General features: G+C 39.6%; 13 protein-coding genes. 11 read left to right on the top strand and 2 right to left on the bottom strand.

All coding sequences use genetic code 11. The features are described 5' to 3' along the window. From IIC38_15340 to IIC38_15330, 3 genes are all read left to right on the top strand, one after another. The coding region (locus IIC38_15340; protein ID MCH8127310.1) for a PD40 domain-containing protein at positions 1 to 780 on the top strand (780 nt) is incomplete at its 5' end. A 649-nt stretch (positions 781 to 1,429) separates the two neighbouring features. Further along, positions 1,430 to 4,252, top strand: coding sequence for a T9SS type A sorting domain-containing protein (locus tag IIC38_15335; GenBank protein MCH8127309.1), 2,823 nt, complete (start codon positions 1,430 to 1,432; stop codon positions 4,250 to 4,252). Between the two features lie 184 nt (positions 4,253 to 4,436). After that, positions 4,437 to 6,530: a T9SS type A sorting domain-containing protein gene (locus IIC38_15330; protein MCH8127308.1), complete on the top strand. Its 2,094-nt coding sequence runs from the start codon at positions 4,437 to 4,439 to the stop codon at positions 6,528 to 6,530. 428 nt (positions 6,531 to 6,958) lie between these two features. Here the strand turns inward: IIC38_15330 and IIC38_15325 are convergent, their stop codons facing one another. Continuing rightward, positions 6,959 to 7,669: a response regulator transcription factor gene (locus tag IIC38_15325; GenBank protein ID MCH8127307.1), complete on the bottom strand. Its 711-nt coding sequence runs from the start codon at positions 7,667 to 7,669 to the stop codon at positions 6,959 to 6,961. After that, positions 7,626 to 9,368 (bottom strand): HAMP domain-containing histidine kinase, encoded by a 1,743-nt coding sequence (locus IIC38_15320; protein ID MCH8127306.1) that lies wholly within the window; start codon positions 9,366 to 9,368, stop codon positions 7,626 to 7,628. Before IIC38_15320 ends, IIC38_15325 begins: the two co-directional genes overlap by 44 nt. 222 nt (positions 9,369 to 9,590) lie before the next feature. On the opposite strand from IIC38_15320, the gene IIC38_15315 reads away from it, so the two are divergent. From IIC38_15315 to IIC38_15280, 8 genes are all read left to right on the top strand, one after another. Continuing rightward, positions 9,591 to 10,373 carry a PDZ domain-containing protein gene (locus IIC38_15315; protein MCH8127305.1) on the top strand — a complete coding sequence of 261 codons (783 nt, stop codon included), beginning with the start codon at positions 9,591 to 9,593 and terminating at the stop codon, positions 10,371 to 10,373. A gap of 19 nt (positions 10,374 to 10,392) precedes the next feature. Further along, on the top strand, positions 10,393 to 11,916 hold the full coding sequence (locus tag IIC38_15310; protein ID MCH8127304.1) for a hypothetical protein: 1,524 nt from the start codon (positions 10,393 to 10,395) through the stop codon (positions 11,914 to 11,916). 212 nt (positions 11,917 to 12,128) lie between these two features. Further along, positions 12,129 to 12,872 (top strand): ABC transporter ATP-binding protein, encoded by a 744-nt coding sequence (locus tag IIC38_15305; GenBank protein MCH8127303.1) that lies wholly within the window; start codon positions 12,129 to 12,131, stop codon positions 12,870 to 12,872. 69 nt (positions 12,873 to 12,941) lie between these two features. After that, positions 12,942 to 13,151, top strand: a complete 210-nt coding sequence (locus IIC38_15300) for a hypothetical protein (protein ID MCH8127302.1) — start codon at positions 12,942 to 12,944, stop codon at positions 13,149 to 13,151. A gap of 40 nt (positions 13,152 to 13,191) precedes the next feature. Then, positions 13,192 to 14,607 (top strand): ABC transporter permease, encoded by a 1,416-nt coding sequence (locus tag IIC38_15295; GenBank protein ID MCH8127301.1) that lies wholly within the window; start codon positions 13,192 to 13,194, stop codon positions 14,605 to 14,607. 23 nt (positions 14,608 to 14,630) lie between these two features. Continuing rightward, on the top strand, positions 14,631 to 16,097 hold the full coding sequence (locus tag IIC38_15290; GenBank protein MCH8127300.1) for an ABC transporter permease subunit: 1,467 nt from the start codon (positions 14,631 to 14,633) through the stop codon (positions 16,095 to 16,097). A 356-nt stretch (positions 16,098 to 16,453) separates the two neighbouring features. Beyond that, complete coding sequence (locus tag IIC38_15285) at positions 16,454 to 17,344, top strand: bifunctional helix-turn-helix domain-containing protein/methylated-DNA--[protein]-cysteine S-methyltransferase (protein ID MCH8127299.1); 891 nt, start codon at positions 16,454 to 16,456, stop codon at positions 17,342 to 17,344. Between the two features lie 194 nt (positions 17,345 to 17,538). Next, positions 17,539 to 17,949 (top strand): hypothetical protein, encoded by a 411-nt coding sequence (locus IIC38_15280; protein ID MCH8127298.1) that lies wholly within the window; start codon positions 17,539 to 17,541, stop codon positions 17,947 to 17,949. The last annotated feature ends 30 nt before the right edge of the window (positions 17,950 to 17,979 follow it).

The raw sequence follows: 17,979 nt of genomic DNA, 5'->3' as shown, positions 1-17,979 counted from the left end.
CGGTTTTTAGCTGATATAGGTTTGCAAGACGAAGATCCGGTATTTTCGGCAGATGGTCAGACGGTGTATTTTGTCGCTGAAAGAAACGAATGTTACCAGGTTTGGCAAGTTCCATCTGATAGTGGCGCGGCAGGCCCATTACTAGATAATGTTAATAACTTCATTTGCGGTGAAGATATGAGCCTTTCACCTGATGGCCAAACACTGTTTTTCTGGAGTAATTCAACCGGCCAGTTTGCTGGCTTCAACTTACAAACAAGCGAAATCATCTACTATTCCTACGATTCATTTGAGCCATGGATTGGTCCCTCCGGCGAACACTTTGTGTATATGTCAAACTGCAATAACTTTAACTGTGATATTTTTACATCCGACCTTGAAGGCAACAATGTGGTTCAAGTTACCAGTGGTGGCCAGGACTTTTTTCCGCGTTGGGCTGGCCCGTTGGATGGAATTTCCACATCAGTAAATCACTTTAAACCTGGTGAGATTCCAGATGCATTTACGCTATATCAGAATTATCCAAATCCATTTAATCCCTCTACTACTATTAAATTTTCCCTTCCGGAACCATCAGAAGTAATCCTGAAAATATTCGATATACAGGGTGGTTATATTGTGACACTTTTGCAAGAAAGTAGAAAAGCTGGATTGCATATAATCACGGTAGAAGCTTCTCACTTACCCACTGGTGTCTATTTTTACCAAATCCATGTCAAATCCAGCCTGAATAGTACAAAGAGTTTTATGAGTTCTAGAAAGTTTATTTTACTGAAGTAAAATGCAGGATTAATTAGTTAACCTGGATAATTCATGAATCATGCTTTTAAGTTTAAAACTCCCATCTGTGTCATCCCGTCGCGCGACGGGATCTATTTCCATACATTTGAAAAAGCTTAGACTTAAGCATAAAACATAGTGAAAAAACCATTTCCTAGATTGAAAGTGATTAGGTTTATGAATAGGTCAGGTTAGGTAAGAAATCAGGAATATATTGAATTATTAAAACAATTTGAGATTAATTATGATCTAAATATTTATTTGAATAAATGAATCCTCTACAAGGATTTTAAAACCCGGAAATATCATATCTACAATAATGAAACCTCTACGAGGTTATTTATGATCAAATAATAACTTAACTCAATAGAAATGAGCTATCCCCAAATTTGAGTTAACGATCTAGAAGATGTACTTATGAATCAGAGAGTATCAGAAAATATCGTAAATGTTTAATTAGTGCAGGAATTGAAGTTCTCTAATAAGAAAAGATTTGAGCCATAATTGTAAAGGGTATATTTGTGAAATCAGTGCGTTTCAGAAAAACATCGTAGATGTTTAATTATTGTAGAAGCAATTGTTGTCTCAAGCTCAAGATCCTCGTAGAGGATCAATGAAAACACTTTTTGAATTAGGAAGGTTGATGCAGATGAAAACTAAAATAATTTACTTGACTCTTATTATTCTAATGGCATTGACTAAAACTAACCTTGCCCAGGAAATCCCTCTTTCCATCACAACTTACCTGGGTAACGGCCATTCCGAGAAATGGATTGAAAATGGCGTGCCTATTCCACAGTCCAGAAATATCGATCCATCGCAGCTCAGCCTTTGGCAAAATGGCCAACAGGTAGAAGCCGACTTTCATCCACTTGCATACTGGGCCGATGGCAGCATTCGTTGGGCAAAAGTATCATTCGTTACAAACGATCAAACTGGCTATTCTGTTCAAACCGATGTTGTAAATACAACTCAATCCGACTTATTTACAGCGGTTAAAAGTGGCACAGTCTGGACAATAAGTACGGGTGCAATTCGGTTTACAATGAGAGAAAACCTGTTCAACCTGTTTGATGAATTGTGGATTAGCACTAACTCAGACGGTGTGTATGATAAACAGTTCATTGTTGCTGGCGCTTCCGATGGGCCAGGTAATCTTAATGGAACAATCTCTTTGATTGAAGATGGTCCAATTTCAAAACGTTTTGTTTTCAAGGAGGACTATAATACGAATGACGTTGGCGTATATATCTGGATTACTGCGTACAAAAATTCTGGTAGAATCACTTTGGAATATACCATCCGAAATGGCAAAAGTACCAGCCCCCAAACAAAAGCGGGAGCTCTGAATTTGAAGATGAATCCAGGTGGAAATCTGAGCACACTTGTTTATGGTTCTGATGTTATATCTGGTATATCCGTTTCCTCTTCGAACATCACACCACAAAAACGAGGAGCTGCCCAGTTAAGCGGTGATAATGGCGCAGTTTCTGTGCTAATCAACCGATTTTCTGAAATGTATCCCAGGTCAATTTCATTGGATAACAATGGCAATCTCAACCTTGCGCTTACAACAGGCCAAATCCGTCCGATGACCGCTCATGGCGTGGATGTTCATTTCGACTTTCACCCTCAGGTTTGGAGTGATGAAGCATTAAAAGAATGGGCGGATTATTACGAATTTCCCTGGTTCGCTTTACCGGAACACACATTCATTCAGAAAACCTATGCCTGGGACGGCATGTTTATAGGCGACTCCCGATTATTGTTTTCTGGTATCTTTGGTTGGGATGAGAATTATGATTTCACACCAGTAAGCCCCGGTTATTTAAATTATGGTGAAAACAGAATACAGGCAGCTGGTAACGGCCATGGACTCAGTGACCAAATGACAGGCGCTTTCAATCGATTCTTAGTGACTAGAGATATGGATCGATTTTTACAGGCCGAGGAGCTAGCCGTCGCCTGTATGGAAAGCCGGGGGATATTTATGGATGATGTTGAAATTACCTTGGATGGTACAGGATATACTGACGTTGAGGCCTTATTTGGAAGCACGGATTGGACCGATCCGGTTGAAGGCAGAATGTGGGATTCCAATCACCGCGGGCATTATCCGATTACTGAATATTATTATTTAACCGGTAAAAAGCGAGTCGCAAATGCTTTCGATAATCTTAATAAATCTGGAAAATATATTTATTTAACAGATCTGGCTACTCGATACGATCAACGGCCCTCCAGCTATTATCTGACACACTTTGCCAGGAACTACTCCATTACTCGAAGTAATCAAGATAAAGAATTCCTTGATGACTATTGGGAATTTTTGCATAACAAGGGACATAATGTGGAAGGGAACAACAGTTGGGATCCGATTCACAAGAATGGGTTTTTTGCCTCGTGGACGCCATTCGAAAGTGACTGTGGTTTTGCCGGTGATGAAGTCAAACTGATTTTTGCAAGTAATTGGATACAATCAGCGTATGATGTATTTTTCCTGGCTGGATATGAAACTGCGATGGATCACATCTATGCAGGTGGCAAATGGCTAATGCAAATCTATGGTGCATTAAATGTTGGTGAATTCCCAGGTTATTGTTATCGAGCATGGCATCAAACCACTCCATCATCTGCAGCGCCACAGGACTTTTGGAATGCCCAGGATTTTCCGAGTATATCGATCTTTTATGAATTCTTTGGTGATCCAGAGGTATTAAATACTTTACTCAATACGAGCAATGTTTACTGGGAAGGTGGTGGATTGGGATTTGCCTCTGTGGCGGCTTACGCCACGGAGAACCAAAAGCCAGATCATGATCCACCTGCAAAAATAACGAATATTTATTTTAACCGGGATTCATCAACTGGAAATATTCGTTTGTATTGGCGCAATGTCCAGGATGCGGTGCGATTACAAATTAAGTATACTGACCAGGAGGGGCCAATCAAAGATCTACACAGTTTAAATAATACGGACGGGACAGCCTATTGGGAAATGGAACATATCCAAAATGAACCATTACCGACTGCCGGAAATCAATTGCAGTCTTTGGTCCTTGATCTTCCAGGCAATATAAAAGATTATCGTTTTGCCATGAAATCCTGGGATGAATTCAATAATATAAGTGAGATCAGTGAGATAGGTGTATTTGACTCTTTGGCTACATCAGTTGTTTCAATTGAGAAACCGAACTCATACCAGTTAATGCAAAATTATCCTAATCCCTTTAATCCTGTTACGACAATTCAATTCTCGTTGCCGGATCCATCTGAAGTAATTATTAAAATATTTGATAGCCAGGGCCGTGAGGTCACGACATTGTTACATGAAAAACGAGAGGCGGGTATGCATTTAGTTACTGTAGATGCATCGGAATTGACTAGTGGTGTGTACTATTACCAGATTCAATCCCACTCGAGTAGCAAGGATCGTTTTGTGCAAACGAAGAAATTTGTTTTGTTAAAATAAGGGTTAATGTCTGAACCAAGACTTTTGAATGTTACGAAAAATCATCCGGCGGTAATTTAATTTGAATTATTCTTAACGCAGCTCAAGGCTGTAAAATTTAGACAGGATAAACAGGATTATCAGGATAAAAAAAACCAGTATATCTTGTTAATCCTGTCAAAAAATTGTTTAGAAAGGAAAACATATGAAACGCTTTCTAATTTTACTCGTCCTTCCTTTTTTCCATTTTGTTATGGCGTATGCCCAGGGCAACTGGCAATGGCAAAATCCAAAACCCCAGGGCAATTCCCTGCAGGATATATTCGTCTTTGATGAAAATACTGCAATTGCCGCCGGCAACGATGGCGCCATCATTAAAACAGGAGATGGCGGCCAGAGTTGGACCCTGCAAAATAGTGGAACAACAAATCGTTTACAATCCATTTATTTTACAGATGTAGATACCGGCTGGGCTGTTGGTAATGGTGATGCAATTGTAAAAACCGTGGATGGTGGGATAACCTGGACTGCAAAGAACTCCGGCTTTGGATTTGACTTAAATTCGGTTTTTTTCGTCGATGGCAATGTCGGTTGGGTGGTTGGTAGGTTTGGTCGAATTTTCAAGACTATCGACGGTGGAGAAAACTGGGATTTTCAAACCGGCGGAACTTCGAGTGATTTACAGTCAATCTTTTTTGTCGATGCGGATAAAGGCTGGGTGACCGGTTTCAATGGAACTGTTCTTAAGACTATAGATGGTGGAGAAAACTGGGATATTCAGAACACAGGAATCGGGAATAGCCTGGTTTCCGTCTTTTTCATCGATGATACTACAGGCTATGCCGTTGGAAGTTTTGGCATCATTATAAATACAATCGATGGCGGGGTGAATTGGACACACCAAAGTAGTGGAACACCTCAGCAATTGAATGCTGTCTATTTTGCAGACGTGGATACAGGTTGGGCAGTTGGAAATTCGGGTACAATAATCAAGACTACAAATGGCGGGTTAAACTGGTCGTCTAGAACCATTGAACCCTCTGTTAACTTACAATCTGTAAAATTTAGCAATACCTCACCAGGTTGGGTGGTTGGAATCAATGGCATGATTCTCAAGACAACCGATAAAGGGAAAGAATGGACTTCCCAGACATTTGGACCAACAAATGTTTTAGAATCTGTTTATTTCGCAGACGCTTCTACCGGTTGGGCGGTGGGAATAAACGGTATCTTGCTCAATACTTCGGATGGAGGAACGAATTGGCTACCTCAGGTAAGTGGAACAACCAATAATTTACGGTCTGTTTATTTCCATAATCCGGATGTTGGCTGGGCAGTTGGCATCAATGGCGCCATCCGTAAAACATTAAACAGCGGTGAAAACTGGATCACCGTTACAAGTGGAACGACGGATCATTTAAATTCAGTGTATTTTTCCAACGCAGATATTGGCTGGGTGGTGGGAGCAAATGGAACCGTCCTAAAGACCACAAACGGAGGTGAAAATTGGGATGCTCAAATGAGTGGAACAAGTAACCAGTTGTATTCTGCATTTTTTACCCATGCGGATTCAGGTTGGACGGTGGGAGAAAACGGTACGATTCTTCACACTATAGACGGTGGACAACAATGGAGCCCTCAAAATAGTGGATCGGTTGAAATATTGCGTTCAGTGCATTTTAGGGACGCTAAAACCGGTTGGGTAGCGGGGTACAATGGTACCATTCTGAAAACAACAAATGGAGGCTCAAATTGGGAATTTCAAAATAGTGGAACGGCATTGAGTCTATTAGCTTTACATTTTGTTAATGACATGACTGGATGGGTAGTTGGATTTGGCGGTACGATTCTTAAAACATCAAATGGCGGAGAGCAATGGAACGCAGTAAGCAGTGGTACCTCAAAAAAATTAAGTTCGGTGTTTTTTATTGATTCATCAACAGGATGGGTTGTTGGAGATGGCGGCACTATTCTTAAAACTTCTGATGCCATGACTGTTGTTGAAGAAAACCAGTCTTTGAATAGTAGCATTCCAAAGCAATTCGAGCTTTACCAAAACTATCCCAATCCCTTTAATCCCACTACTGTGATTCAATTTTCTTTACTTGAACGCTCGGAAGTATCCCTAAAAATTTATAATTTGCAAGGAAAAGAAATCATCTCGCTTTTGAATGAAGTCCGAAATGCAGGTACACACAATGTGGTGTTTGATGCGATCGGTTTACCTACAGGAATTTATTTTTATCGCCTACATACAGGTGAGTTTAGTATTGCCAAGAAATTTATATTGGTCAAATAGTAGCAAATGACCACAGGAGAGTACAAACTATTGAGAATAAAGGTTTTTTAGGCATAACTACTGGGAAGAGCTTTTAACACTCCTCCCGTCAATTTCTCCGGACCGGTTTTCCATGGTAGGAGGATACTAGTCTATCTGTTTACGGTAAATCCCTTATGTTGTGTGTTCAGATATTCCTATTTGTCCATTATGGTTAACACTTTTGGTCTGGACAGACAAAAATGTCTGGCCTACTGTCTCCATTTTGACAATTGAAAATTAGATTTTGGATTTATTTGTTGTCTGTATTTTGTCATTTGTATTTTATTTTAAGCATATAGTATACAGATTCCTACTATGAGCATGTAGGAATGACAGCTTTATTAGCTGCTCTTTTCTCCCATTCTTCTGTTCACACCTTCTCTGTTTCACGTCTGCCGTTTGCCGTCTCACGTCTTAACAACCAACTTAAATCCCTTACCATGAACATTCCTGATTTCGACGTTTGTATCATTACTCAAATACTTACGCAATCTAGAAATAAACACATCCATGCTTCTACCAGTGAAATAATTATCATCGCTCCAAATCAGTTTTAGCGCTATTTCACGGTCTAAAATATCATTTTCATGCATACATAATAATTTCAGCAGTTCGGCTTCTTTTGAAGTTAGCTTAGTTGAATGATCTTGTAAAATCAATATTTGATTTTCATAATCAAATGTATATTGACCAATGGGAAATTTTGCTTTTTCAATGGAAACTTGCGATGATTTCCCTGTTCTTTTAAGAACTGCCTGAATACGCAGAACCAATTCTTCCATACTAAATGGCTTAACAACATAATCATCACCGCCTATTTTAAATCCTTCTATCCGATCTTCTTTGAGGGATTTGGCTGTCAGGAAAATAATGGGTATTTTCTGGTTAGTTTTTCGAATGTCTTTTGCAAGGCAAAAACCATCTTTTTTTGGCAGCATTACATCGATCAGGCAAAGGTTGAAATTATTGCGAAGATAAGCATCCAAACCTTCTTCACCGTCCATGCATCGATGCACGTGATATCCATGCAATTCCAAGTTTTCTTGTAAAATATATCCTAAGTTAGGATCGTCCTCAATTAGCAGAATTCGCTGCTGCTGTTTTTTTGGATTTGCCATTGTTTTTTTGATAGGGCATAAATAGTAAAAAAGTACTGCCTTTGTTTTCTTCGCTCTCTAAAGACACGGTGCCGCCATGTGCTTCAACAATTAACTTCACATAACTCAATCCCAAACCAAATCCCTTCACATCGTGAACATTGCCGGTGGATACGCGATAATATTTATCGAAGATATGTTTTTTATCTTCTTGCGCCAAACCAATACCATTATCCGAAACATTGATTTTAATTCCATCGTGATTGTTTCCGGTTGTTATTGATATGGCTGGTTGTAACTTTGTGTATTTATTGGCATTATCTATTAAGTTATGAATCACATTTGTAAAATGAATCGGATCTACCTGGATGATTGAGGGATTTGCTGTTAAATCACAAGAAATAGATCCTTTTCTTTTTTCGATCTGTAAATGTATATTAGCCACTGTATCTCTAATAATTTGATGGACATCAACAAAGTCTTTGTTTAACTCGAATTCTCCTTCCTCCAAAACCGCCATTTGCAAAATTTTTTCTACTTGATTGCGCATGCGAGTATTCTCATCTTTGATAATGCTATTGTATTGCTTTAATTTTTTCTTATTAGTCAAAACTGCCGGATTTGATATGGCTTCGCTGGCCAATGAGATCGTAGAGATGGGTGTTTTAAACTCATGGGTCATGTTATTGATGAAATCTGTCAGTAAGATTGCAAATCGCTTTTGCTTAAAAATGGTTCGCATCGTGAAGATAAAAAAGAAAACAATAATGGAAAGTAAAATCATCGATGCAATGAGTAGAATGCCATTTTGTTTAAGAAGGTACATAGTTTGTTGTGGAAAGTATAAAACAATATCGTTTTGGCTATAAAACGGATCGCCAGGAAAAAGCCTGCTGCGAAACTTGCTTTCCTTCAAAGATGTAATGGACATGCTTGATGCTGCAAATTTTATCGTATCTTGTTCGATAGCATGGATCCCATACTCAACCGGCAAATTGATTTGATTTTCAGCAAGTGTGGTCTTAACCACCGAGTCTAACACGGCCTTTTGAATCCTGGCTTCGATGGGTTGTGTTTCAATCTCTGTTAGTTGCGATAAAATCCGGTTTATTATTGTCGATTTTTTTTCATTAGATAATAATCCAGACGTAAAATTGATTTTACTGCCAGCTACAACGATCATATTGTAGCTACTGCTGTCGGCTAAAAAATTTAAAACGGTTTTGCCCGGTTTTGTGCCTAGTGTATCAATTAACAATTCATAATGGCCTGCCGGCTTGTACTCATTTAACACTTCTTCTATCTCATTTCCCAGTGTATCTAAAATTCGCAGGCGAACATGCTGTGGTGATGTGAGATTATAGTAAAATTTTCCTTTTTCGACATCAAACCTTGGTATATTTGAATACTTATAATTCCAAACTATTGAACTGTCGCCAAATTCCACATCTGAAGTTAACACTTTTACTTCCCTATGAATTTTTTGTGCAGGTTTATTTGAATCCGCTTTAATCATAACCCGAATCACTTTAGAAACCATTTCTTTATCTTCCAGCCTGTGGACTATGGAATTGAGCGCTGAATTTACATTTTGTTGAAATGCCTGGTTTTTTAATTCGAAAGCTCTATCCAGCAGTACTATTTGTAGCCAGATCAACCCGAGAAGCGCGGCTGAAATCAGAACGATTATAACCACCATGGTTTTACGTTTTTGTTTCATGATTCGAAATTACGAAATATTCTCCTCGAATTCTTGCTAATTAACATTATTTAACATTTCCTAACACTCTTTAACTACAGGGTAATGAATCAAATTCATATTATTATTCGTCTAAAAGTTTGATAATTTAATTTTCGAAAAAATGCAGTGTCTATTGAATTTTAACCGGAAATATCTGAATCGTGTTGATTCATTCATTTTTATAAACAGAGGAGATTGATTATGACCAGGAAATGTAAAACTATTTTATTATCTATGATTCTTCTGCTTTGGAATCTGCCAGGATTTACCCAGATTGTCCGGACAATCGAAATTGAAGGTGAAATGTTTCGTATTCCAGAATTGTCTGTTATGTTGACTGAAGAAGGTGATAATACTGTTAAAGTTGCAATGGCTATGCCCAAAGATATGCGGCGTGAGCCATACCGGGGTGTAGATATTCAGGAGGGGGATGTTATACTTTATTTGAATGGAAAGCGGATTAAAAAAGTGAAGGCTTTTGAGGAACAATATGCAGATTTAGAAATTGGCGCTAAAGTTCAGATTGGTATAAAGCGAGATAAAGATCCCTTCATTATTTCTTTTGATAAAGCAGATCCAAAAGATCTGCCGCAAATGCAAATGGCTGGCCGTGGTTCGGGTGAAGGCGGACACTCCCCTGGTGGACAAAGAATGATGATGATCACGCCTGAAGAAATGGACGGTTATGAGAATTTAAAGCCTGTGATGGGTCTCGCGGTAATATTGGGCGAAGAGGAGGGAATGGTTATAGTTGCTCGTGTTTTGCCTTTACCGGGTATGGACAAAAATGAACTAAAAGATGGTGACATTATTCAAGCCCTAAATGGACAAGTGGTAAAATCCACCCAGCAATTTGAAGAAATCTATGGGAAAGTTGAAGTTGGTGATAAACTCGACATTGAACTATCCCGTGATGGTCAGAAATTGAGTGTCTCTGTAGTAAAACCAAAGGCACGCGGTAATATCATAATCCGACAGGACTAAACATAAGGGAATCGTGATTGTGTTAAAAACCTTGAAACAAATTCTTGGATTCAAACGAATCTGCCTGTTCACCCTGTGTTTCATTGGCTGTCTGCCTCAACACTCCTGGTCTCAAACAGGTACGCCGTTTAATCAACGGGATGACCAGTACCGCCTGTTAGGATTGAAGCGCGCAAAGGAAGCTTTCGAAGTTGCAAGAACGGAATTTGACCGCATGAAGGAAATGCGGGCAAAAGATTTGATTTCTCAGCTTGAGTTAGATCGTGCACGCAATATGTATGCAAATGCGGAAGTGAATTACCAACAATCCTTGTTGGCTGTTTTGTTTGAAAAACAATATGTCTCGGTACGAAAAGCGGTCAAATATCAAACTGAAGATGGACGCAAACGAGTTCGAGTTCAATTGGAAAACACATCCGGAGGCAGCGCTGAGTTTCGTAAGCTGGTGAATATTGATGATGAATTATTCCGATCTCTGCAGCCGGATATTATCAACGATGTGTATATCTCTTTGCTCAACGATCAGAATGCCATCATTAGCCTGCCTTACGAAATTAAGATTGAAGAGCTTCGATATGGGAGACCTGAAGAGATTGAATTTGAGTTACTTCAAGACGTGGATATTGTGACAATAGATATTATTTATGGCAACGGGTCTCAACGTACTCCTAAGGTATATTTACAAAAGGATGCCAGTGCAAATAAAGTGATTGTTCAATCAGAGCAGTTTTCCCAGGAGGTTGAATTGGGTGGAACCGCAACCTTTAGCATGACTCTGGAATTATTTAGCGGTGTAACCAATACTTTTAAACTTGAAGTTGTAAATTTACCAAATCAAATAACCCGGTTTTTTAGCGATCCATCCAGTCAAGCAAGGCTCAGCCAGTTTAAGTTTACCGAGAGCAGTAATACCAAACGGGTAGCTCTGCAAGTATACTTACCGGACAGGCCAACCGCGGAAGTCCTTATCGATAAACCTATTCTTTTTTATGTATTGGTGATTCCTAAAAATAAAGCCTTAGACGCTAACAATATTCGTCGAAAAGTATGGACTCATGAAGAAATTAAGAAAATGAAAATCGGCTATGTGTCTTTGGAAATCGTACCACGAGGAATTGGTGTGCTTTTGGTACGTGCACCCCAATTATTTCATACGATTCTGGCTGATGAATCTGTTTCTATTAGCATTGAAATGGTCAACGAAGGAACGCGCCGGCTGGACAATGTAGTCGTTGAAGTCGATCCGCCATTGAACTGGCAAAAAGTAATTGAGCCCCCGGTAATTCCGTCTCTGGAAATTGGTGAAGAGAAAGTTGTTATCATAAATATTAAACCAAAAGAAGATGTTTCTGTCGGCCGTTATGAAGTCAGGATTCGCTCCAGTTCTTTGTCTGACGATCAGCCGGTAAATGGCGAAGATAAAACGGTAACTATCGAAATTCAAGCCGAGGCAAATGTATTAGGAATTACTGTCTTGATTTTAGCTATTGTTGGATTGATTGTAGGCATCGTTGTTTTTGGAATTCGGTTGTCAAGAAGATAACACATAATTAAGAAAAACGAATTTCTAAATTCAAATTCAAAATAACAATTAACCAGGAATAAGAAAATTAAATTCATTGAAAGCAAAGAAAAATTCTAATGAAAATGAGTACTAACGCAATTACAAAATTTGAAGGAAATGAAATGGAAAGCAAAGAGAATCATTTCGAACCAGAACAAAATGAAGTTAAAGAACCAGATATAAAGTCGCCAATGTTGGAGACGGATAATTTAACCAAGCGTTACGAAGATGGTGTAATGGGTGTAGATCATTTGTCTTTTTCTGTGTATCCTGGACAAATTTATGCAATGCTCGGTGCTAATGGAGCCGGCAAGACCACAACCATTAACCTGTTCTTCAATTTCATTGACCCCACCGAAGGCGAGGCAAGAATTGATGGGATTGTAACACACAGGGAACCCTTGAAAGCAAAACAAAAAGCGGCGTTTGTCTCGGAAAATGTAATGTTGTACCCGCAATTCACGGCAATTCAGAACCTGGATTTTTTCGCCCGGCTTGGCGGGAAAACTAAATACAGTAAAGACGATTATCGCGAAGTGTTGACCCGGGTAAGCCTGCAAGAAGAAGCCCATAACAAACGGTTAGGTGGTTTTTCCAAAGGTATGCGGCAAAAGTGCGGTATTGCCATCGCAATTTTGAAAGATGCTCCCGCAATTCTATTGGATGAGCCAACCTCCGGGCTTGATCCGAAAGCAGGTTACGAGTTTATCAAATTACTGGCAGAGCTCCGTAGTGAAAACAAAGCTATCCTGATGTTCACGCATGATATCTTTCGGGCAAAGGAGATTTCAGACGTCATTGGAATCATGAACGAGGGAAAATTGGTAATGGAGCGAACCCACGCCGAAGTTGAAAATGAAGACCTGGAAAAGCTCTACATGGAATATGTAGAAGTATACAAAGAAGATCTGAAGTTGGAAAAGGAAGAAGCATAATTGACAAACTACCTCCGCTCCCTTCGACTCCGCTCAGGGAACTGCTTGGAATAATGTAGAACTGAAAAAATGTCAGCTAAAGAAGGAGTTGAAATATTTGAACATATCCATAAAAAACCACTTTCGATTAAAAGAGCAGCTTGGAATAATGTAGCAGCTATAGAAAAAATGTCAGATAAAAAAGGAAGCTTTATTTTACAATCAAAAAAAATGAATAGCCCCCTGAGCGGAGTCGAAGGGAGCGGAGTCGAAGGGTGGAAAGTTAAAAAGTCACTTTGATGAATAAAATTACACAAATGATACATTACTAGAGGTGAGCATGCTAAAATTAATCATCGAAAAAGAACTGCGTGAAATTATCGGGTCGACAAAATTTGCTATTACATTTGCAGTTTGTGCAACTTTGATTTTGCTGAGTTTCTTTGTTGGAGCAAAGAATTACAAACTTAGTGCCTCGCAATACGATGCGGCGAAGGCAGAAAATATGCGGCAGATGGAAGGATTGACGGATTGGATGATGTTAAGAAACCATCGAATATTTTTGCCGCCAGGGCCTTTGGAAGCTTTGGTCACAGGTGTTTCCAGTGATATCGGGCGTACGGTGAAAGTCCAGGGGCGTGGAGAACTGGCGTCTCAAGACAGTCGTTTCAACAGTGATCCTATCTTTGCAGTATTCCGCTTCCTGGATTTGAACTTCATTTTCCAGATTGTCTTGTCCCTGTTTGCGATTCTTTTTATGTACGATGCTATCAATGGCGAGAAAGAGAAGGGCACATTAAAGCTTTCTTTTGCCAATGCCATCCCTCGGGATCAGTATATTCTCGGCAAGATTCTTGGCGGTTTTCTGGCGCTGACTATTCCTCTGCTAATCCCAATTTTGTTGGGATGTTTATTCCTTCCACTTCTTGGAGTCTCATTGTCGTCAGAGGAATGGCTTCGTCTTGCAGGAGTTTTGTTTGCTGGCTTACTGTATTTTGGTGTTTTTCTTACGCTTTCAATTTTCATTTCTGCTCTCACAAAACGATCATCCAGTTCATTCTTGTTTTTATTGGTTATCTGGATATTTGTCGTTCTCATCATTCCACGTTCCTCGGTGTTGATCGCGGGGCGGGCTGTTGATGTGCCTTCTGTGGATGAGATCGCCTCGCAAAAAAATAGATTTATCTCACAGTTGTGGAAAGAAGATCGGGATAAGATGGGAAATTTTAAGCCTGATCCAACAGAAGAACCCGGGAAGATTATGGAACAGTTTAACAAATTTATGCAGGATTTGGCAGATGAGCGGGAAAAACAGACGCTTGAATTTGCCGGAAAGTTGAATGAAGAAAGAAGAAATCGTCAAGCCGTTCAGGAAAAGTTAGCATTCACAATTGCCAGAATTTCACCAACAGCGACTTTTTCATTGGTAGCTACCAATTTGGCCAATACTTCAATTCGACTCGGTCAACATTTTGTGAATGAAGCTACAAATTATCAAAAATCCTATGCCCGGTTCATTAAAGAGAAAACCGGTATGAACATGGGTGGCCATGTTATGATGTTTAGAATGATTGACGATGAACAGGAAGAACCGGAAGCCATCGATCCCCATGAGTTGCCGGAATTCCAATACAATGATATGAGATTGAATAAAACAGCGGGTGCAATTGCTGTGGATTTTGGCATCCTGGCATTTTTTAACCTGGTATTTTTTATGGGAGCCTTTGTTGCTTTTCTAAGGTATGATGTGAGATAATGCTAATTGTTTAGGAGATTGAAATGTTTAGAACTTTGTTGGAAAAAGAACTAAAAGCTATTATACTGAGCCCCAAATTCGCCACAACATTTTTGGCGTGTTCAATTCTGATTTTACTAAGTGTTTTTGTTGGGATCAAAGATTACCAGTCAGCGATTCGGCAGTACGAAACAGCTACGCAATTAACCGATCAGCAAATTCGAGAATCGACCAGTTGGCATGGGGTAAATAATCGGGCATTTAGGAAACCGGATCCTATGCAAATATTTGTCTCCGGTGTGAATAATGACATCGGACGCTATTCAATCATCCATTCATCACAATCAGTTAAACTACAAAATAGCAATTATTCCGATGATCCGATCTTCGCCGTATTTCGCTATATCGATCTCACTTTTATTTTTCAAGTTGTGTTGTCATTATTCGCTATCCTATTTACTTTTGATGCAATTAATGGAGAACGTGAAGGAGGAACCCTGCAATTGACATTCGCAAACGCCGTCCCCCGGGCGAAATATTTAATGGCAAAATTTATAGGGTCTCTAATTGCATTGATTGTTCCTCTGCTCATTCCATTGCTATTAGGGTGTATGCTGTTATTGGTTTTTCGAGTGCCATTAACCAGCGATCATTGGTTGAGACTTTTGGTTTGGTTAGGGGTTTCATTTTTATTCTTCACAACGTTTGTCTCAATGGGTTTATTGATCTCAGCTTTGGTCCGGCGATCAGCAGTTTCGTTTTTGATATCATTGGTTGTTTGGGTGGTATTTGTGTTAATCATTCCCCGTGCATCTGTAATAGCTGCCGGCCAGTTCATTTCTGTGCCATCAGTAGGAGAAATTGATGGCCAACAAGATGGCTTTGCCAAACAAAGATGGGATAACTACAGGGACGAGTTAATGGCTCGCTGGCAAGAGCGAAGTGTGACAATGGAGGGAATGGATGAAGATGAACGTGAAGCTTTTCGTGATGACAATGAGTGGGGATGGATGCAAGAAGATGACAAAGCGCGAAATGCGGTTGAACAAGATATCGATGAATTTTCACGTAAACTGTTGGAAGACGTTCGAAATCGCAGGCAGGTTCAAGAACGAATGGCGTTTACTCTGTCTCGTTTTTCACCAGCTTCCGCCTACCAATTGGCAGCGATGAACCTTGGCGGAACGAATATCACCTTAAAATCCCGCTACGAAGATGCCATGAACAATTACCGGGGTACATTCAAGCAATATGTCGCGAAAAAGCAAGAAGAGGGTGGGGGTAGAGGTGGGATTCGGATTACTATAAATTCGGAAACAGGATTTAGTATGACCAGTAGCAGAGACAGGGGTACATTGGATGTAACCGATTTACCTAGATTCGAAGCATCTATATTAGGAAATTTAGAAGCCATTTCACCAACAATAATAGATTTTGGGTTGCTGGCGTTTTACACAATTCTGTCATTTGCAGGTGCGTTTGTCGCTTTTTTGCGGTACGATGTGAGGTGATTCGTATTTAAATGGTTTATCAGAAAAAAACAACATGGTAAATTCGAATCTGCAAAATTTAAAACAGGACAAAACGTATTTACTCTCCTCAATAGGTTTCTTCGTTTTGTTTGGTGTATTTGGAATTTTATCATTGAAATTTGTTTAGGATTTCGATATTAACATTTCGAGTTTATTAGCTTGTTTTTCTTAACGGTTTAAGGCGAAGCTGCGCTAGGATTTAGCGAATATTTAGGGGGCACAAATACTTTGAGAAACAACCTAAATCAATTCAGCAAGAATCGGGTTGTTTTCCTTCCAGAGCTTTCTATATTTTAGGCATCGTTGAAAAAATTTATTATTAGCAGGAGAGCATTATGGAATTATCAACCTTATCAGAAAACTATTATCGGATCGAAAGGGCGTTGGAATTTTTGCATGAAAATTTTCGCCGGCAACCCACTCTCAAAGAAATTGCAGCGAGCGCTTACATGAGCGAATATCATTTTCAGAGAATTTTTAGCAATTGGGTCGGCATCAGCCCGAAACGGTTTTTGCAATTCTTGAGCAAGGAATACGCCATACAGCTATTGGAAGAATCCAGGAATATGCTGGACATCACTTTTCAAACGGGTTTATCCAGTCCGGGTCGTTTACACGATCTAATTTTAGTTACGGAAGCTGTAACTCCAGGCGAATATAAAAGCAAAGGGGAAGGGATCGAGATCTCTTGCGGATTTCATTCAACGCCATTTGGTGAAGGATTTTTGTCCCTCACTGATCGTGGGATATGCGGTTTTACTTTCGTTCAAAATAAGGACAGACAAAAAAGCTTAAATGATCTCAAAAAGAAGTGGAAATATGCAAAGATTAAAGAGGACGAGACAAAGACAAAACGGGTAATTGCTCAAATATTTACACGAGGAAAAAATACAGAACCGGCGCCATTGCACTTGTTTCTGCAAGGCAGTAATTTTCAGTTAAAGGTTTGGCAAGCGCTTTTGAGTATCCCTCCCGGCGGCGCTGCATCCTACGAGTCTGTTGCAAAATATATTGGCGAACCCAAGGCACAGCGGGCAGTAGGCAATGCCGTCGGCAGTAATCCAATCGCATTCATAATCCCGTGTCACCGGGTTATCCGCAAGATAGGTGAGTTTGGCAACTACGCAAGCGGCAAAGCCCGTAAAATGGCGATACTGGGCTGGGAAGCATCTCGTTTAGAAATGGGCAAAGAGACAGTTGAAGAGGATCTTGTTAAGATAGCTTAGTGGTCTGTTTCATAAATTCGGTGACGCATTTTTAAGCGGAGCTATAGAGCTGTAGTCATTTGTTTATCTCAATTACCCCTCCTAGACCTCCCCCTACTTAGTGGCAGGTTTAGTCCGGAATCAGTCGATACGTCAAAAGAGGGTTCTTTATTCGGCTGAAAAATAATTTCTATGTTTTAGCCAATCGCTGGGAAATGTACACACGTGAAGACTTTTACCGGGTTGGCAACTTTCTGCAAGTTCCCTCCTATCTCTCCCTTTTATCGGCGCTCTCTTTTTATGAAGTTACCACCCAGGTTCACCATAGGTTTTTTGAAAGCGTTTGTCTCAAAAGGACGGTTTCTTATGAGGTTGAGGGCATTATCTTTAACTTTATGAAACTTAAGAATTCCTACTATTTTGATTTTAAAAAGAATAATAATATCTTCATGGCTTCCAAAGAAAAAACTTTTGTGGATTCTATTTATTTATTTTCTTTCGGAAAATATAAGTTGGATCTAACCGCAATAGATTTAGCAAAGCTTGATATGGAAAGGGTGAATAAGTTGATTGCAGTTTTTCCGGAAAAAACAAAAAAGGTTGTACGGAGATTATGCGGGATTTAATTAAGCAGTAAGAATTTAAGCTGGAGGTTT

It is taken from the genome of candidate division KSB1 bacterium, from assembly GCA_022566355.1.
Taxonomy (GTDB): domain Bacteria; phylum Zhuqueibacterota; class JdFR-76; order JdFR-76; family DREG01; genus JADFJB01.
This window is presented reverse-complemented; position numbering and strand designations above follow the sequence as displayed.

What these genes read in the sequence shown, in the direction of transcription:
- IIC38_15280 (MCH8127298.1), top strand. Translation starts at nt 17,539, where the DNA reads ATGTACACACGTGAAGACTTTTACCGGGTTGGCAACTTTCTGCAAGTT.
- IIC38_15315 (MCH8127305.1), top strand. Translation starts at nt 9,591, where the DNA reads ATGACCAGGAAATGTAAAACTATTTTATTATCTATGATTCTTCTGCTT.
- IIC38_15305 (MCH8127303.1), top strand. Translation starts at nt 12,129, where the DNA reads ATGTTGGAGACGGATAATTTAACCAAGCGTTACGAAGATGGTGTAATG.
- IIC38_15290 (MCH8127300.1), top strand. Translation starts at nt 14,631, where the DNA reads ATGTTTAGAACTTTGTTGGAAAAAGAACTAAAAGCTATTATACTGAGC.
- IIC38_15335 (MCH8127309.1), top strand. Translation starts at nt 1,430, where the DNA reads ATGAAAACTAAAATAATTTACTTGACTCTTATTATTCTAATGGCATTG.
- IIC38_15325 (MCH8127307.1), bottom strand. Translation starts at nt 7,669, where the DNA reads ATGGCAAATCCAAAAAAACAGCAGCAGCGAATTCTGCTAATTGAGGAC.
- IIC38_15300 (MCH8127302.1), top strand. Translation starts at nt 12,942, where the DNA reads ATGTCAGCTAAAGAAGGAGTTGAAATATTTGAACATATCCATAAAAAA.
- IIC38_15295 (MCH8127301.1), top strand. Translation starts at nt 13,192, where the DNA reads ATGCTAAAATTAATCATCGAAAAAGAACTGCGTGAAATTATCGGGTCG.
- IIC38_15330 (MCH8127308.1), top strand. Translation starts at nt 4,437, where the DNA reads ATGAAACGCTTTCTAATTTTACTCGTCCTTCCTTTTTTCCATTTTGTT.
- IIC38_15285 (MCH8127299.1), top strand. Translation starts at nt 16,454, where the DNA reads ATGGAATTATCAACCTTATCAGAAAACTATTATCGGATCGAAAGGGCG.
- IIC38_15320 (MCH8127306.1), bottom strand. Translation starts at nt 9,368, where the DNA reads ATGAAACAAAAACGTAAAACCATGGTGGTTATAATCGTTCTGATTTCA.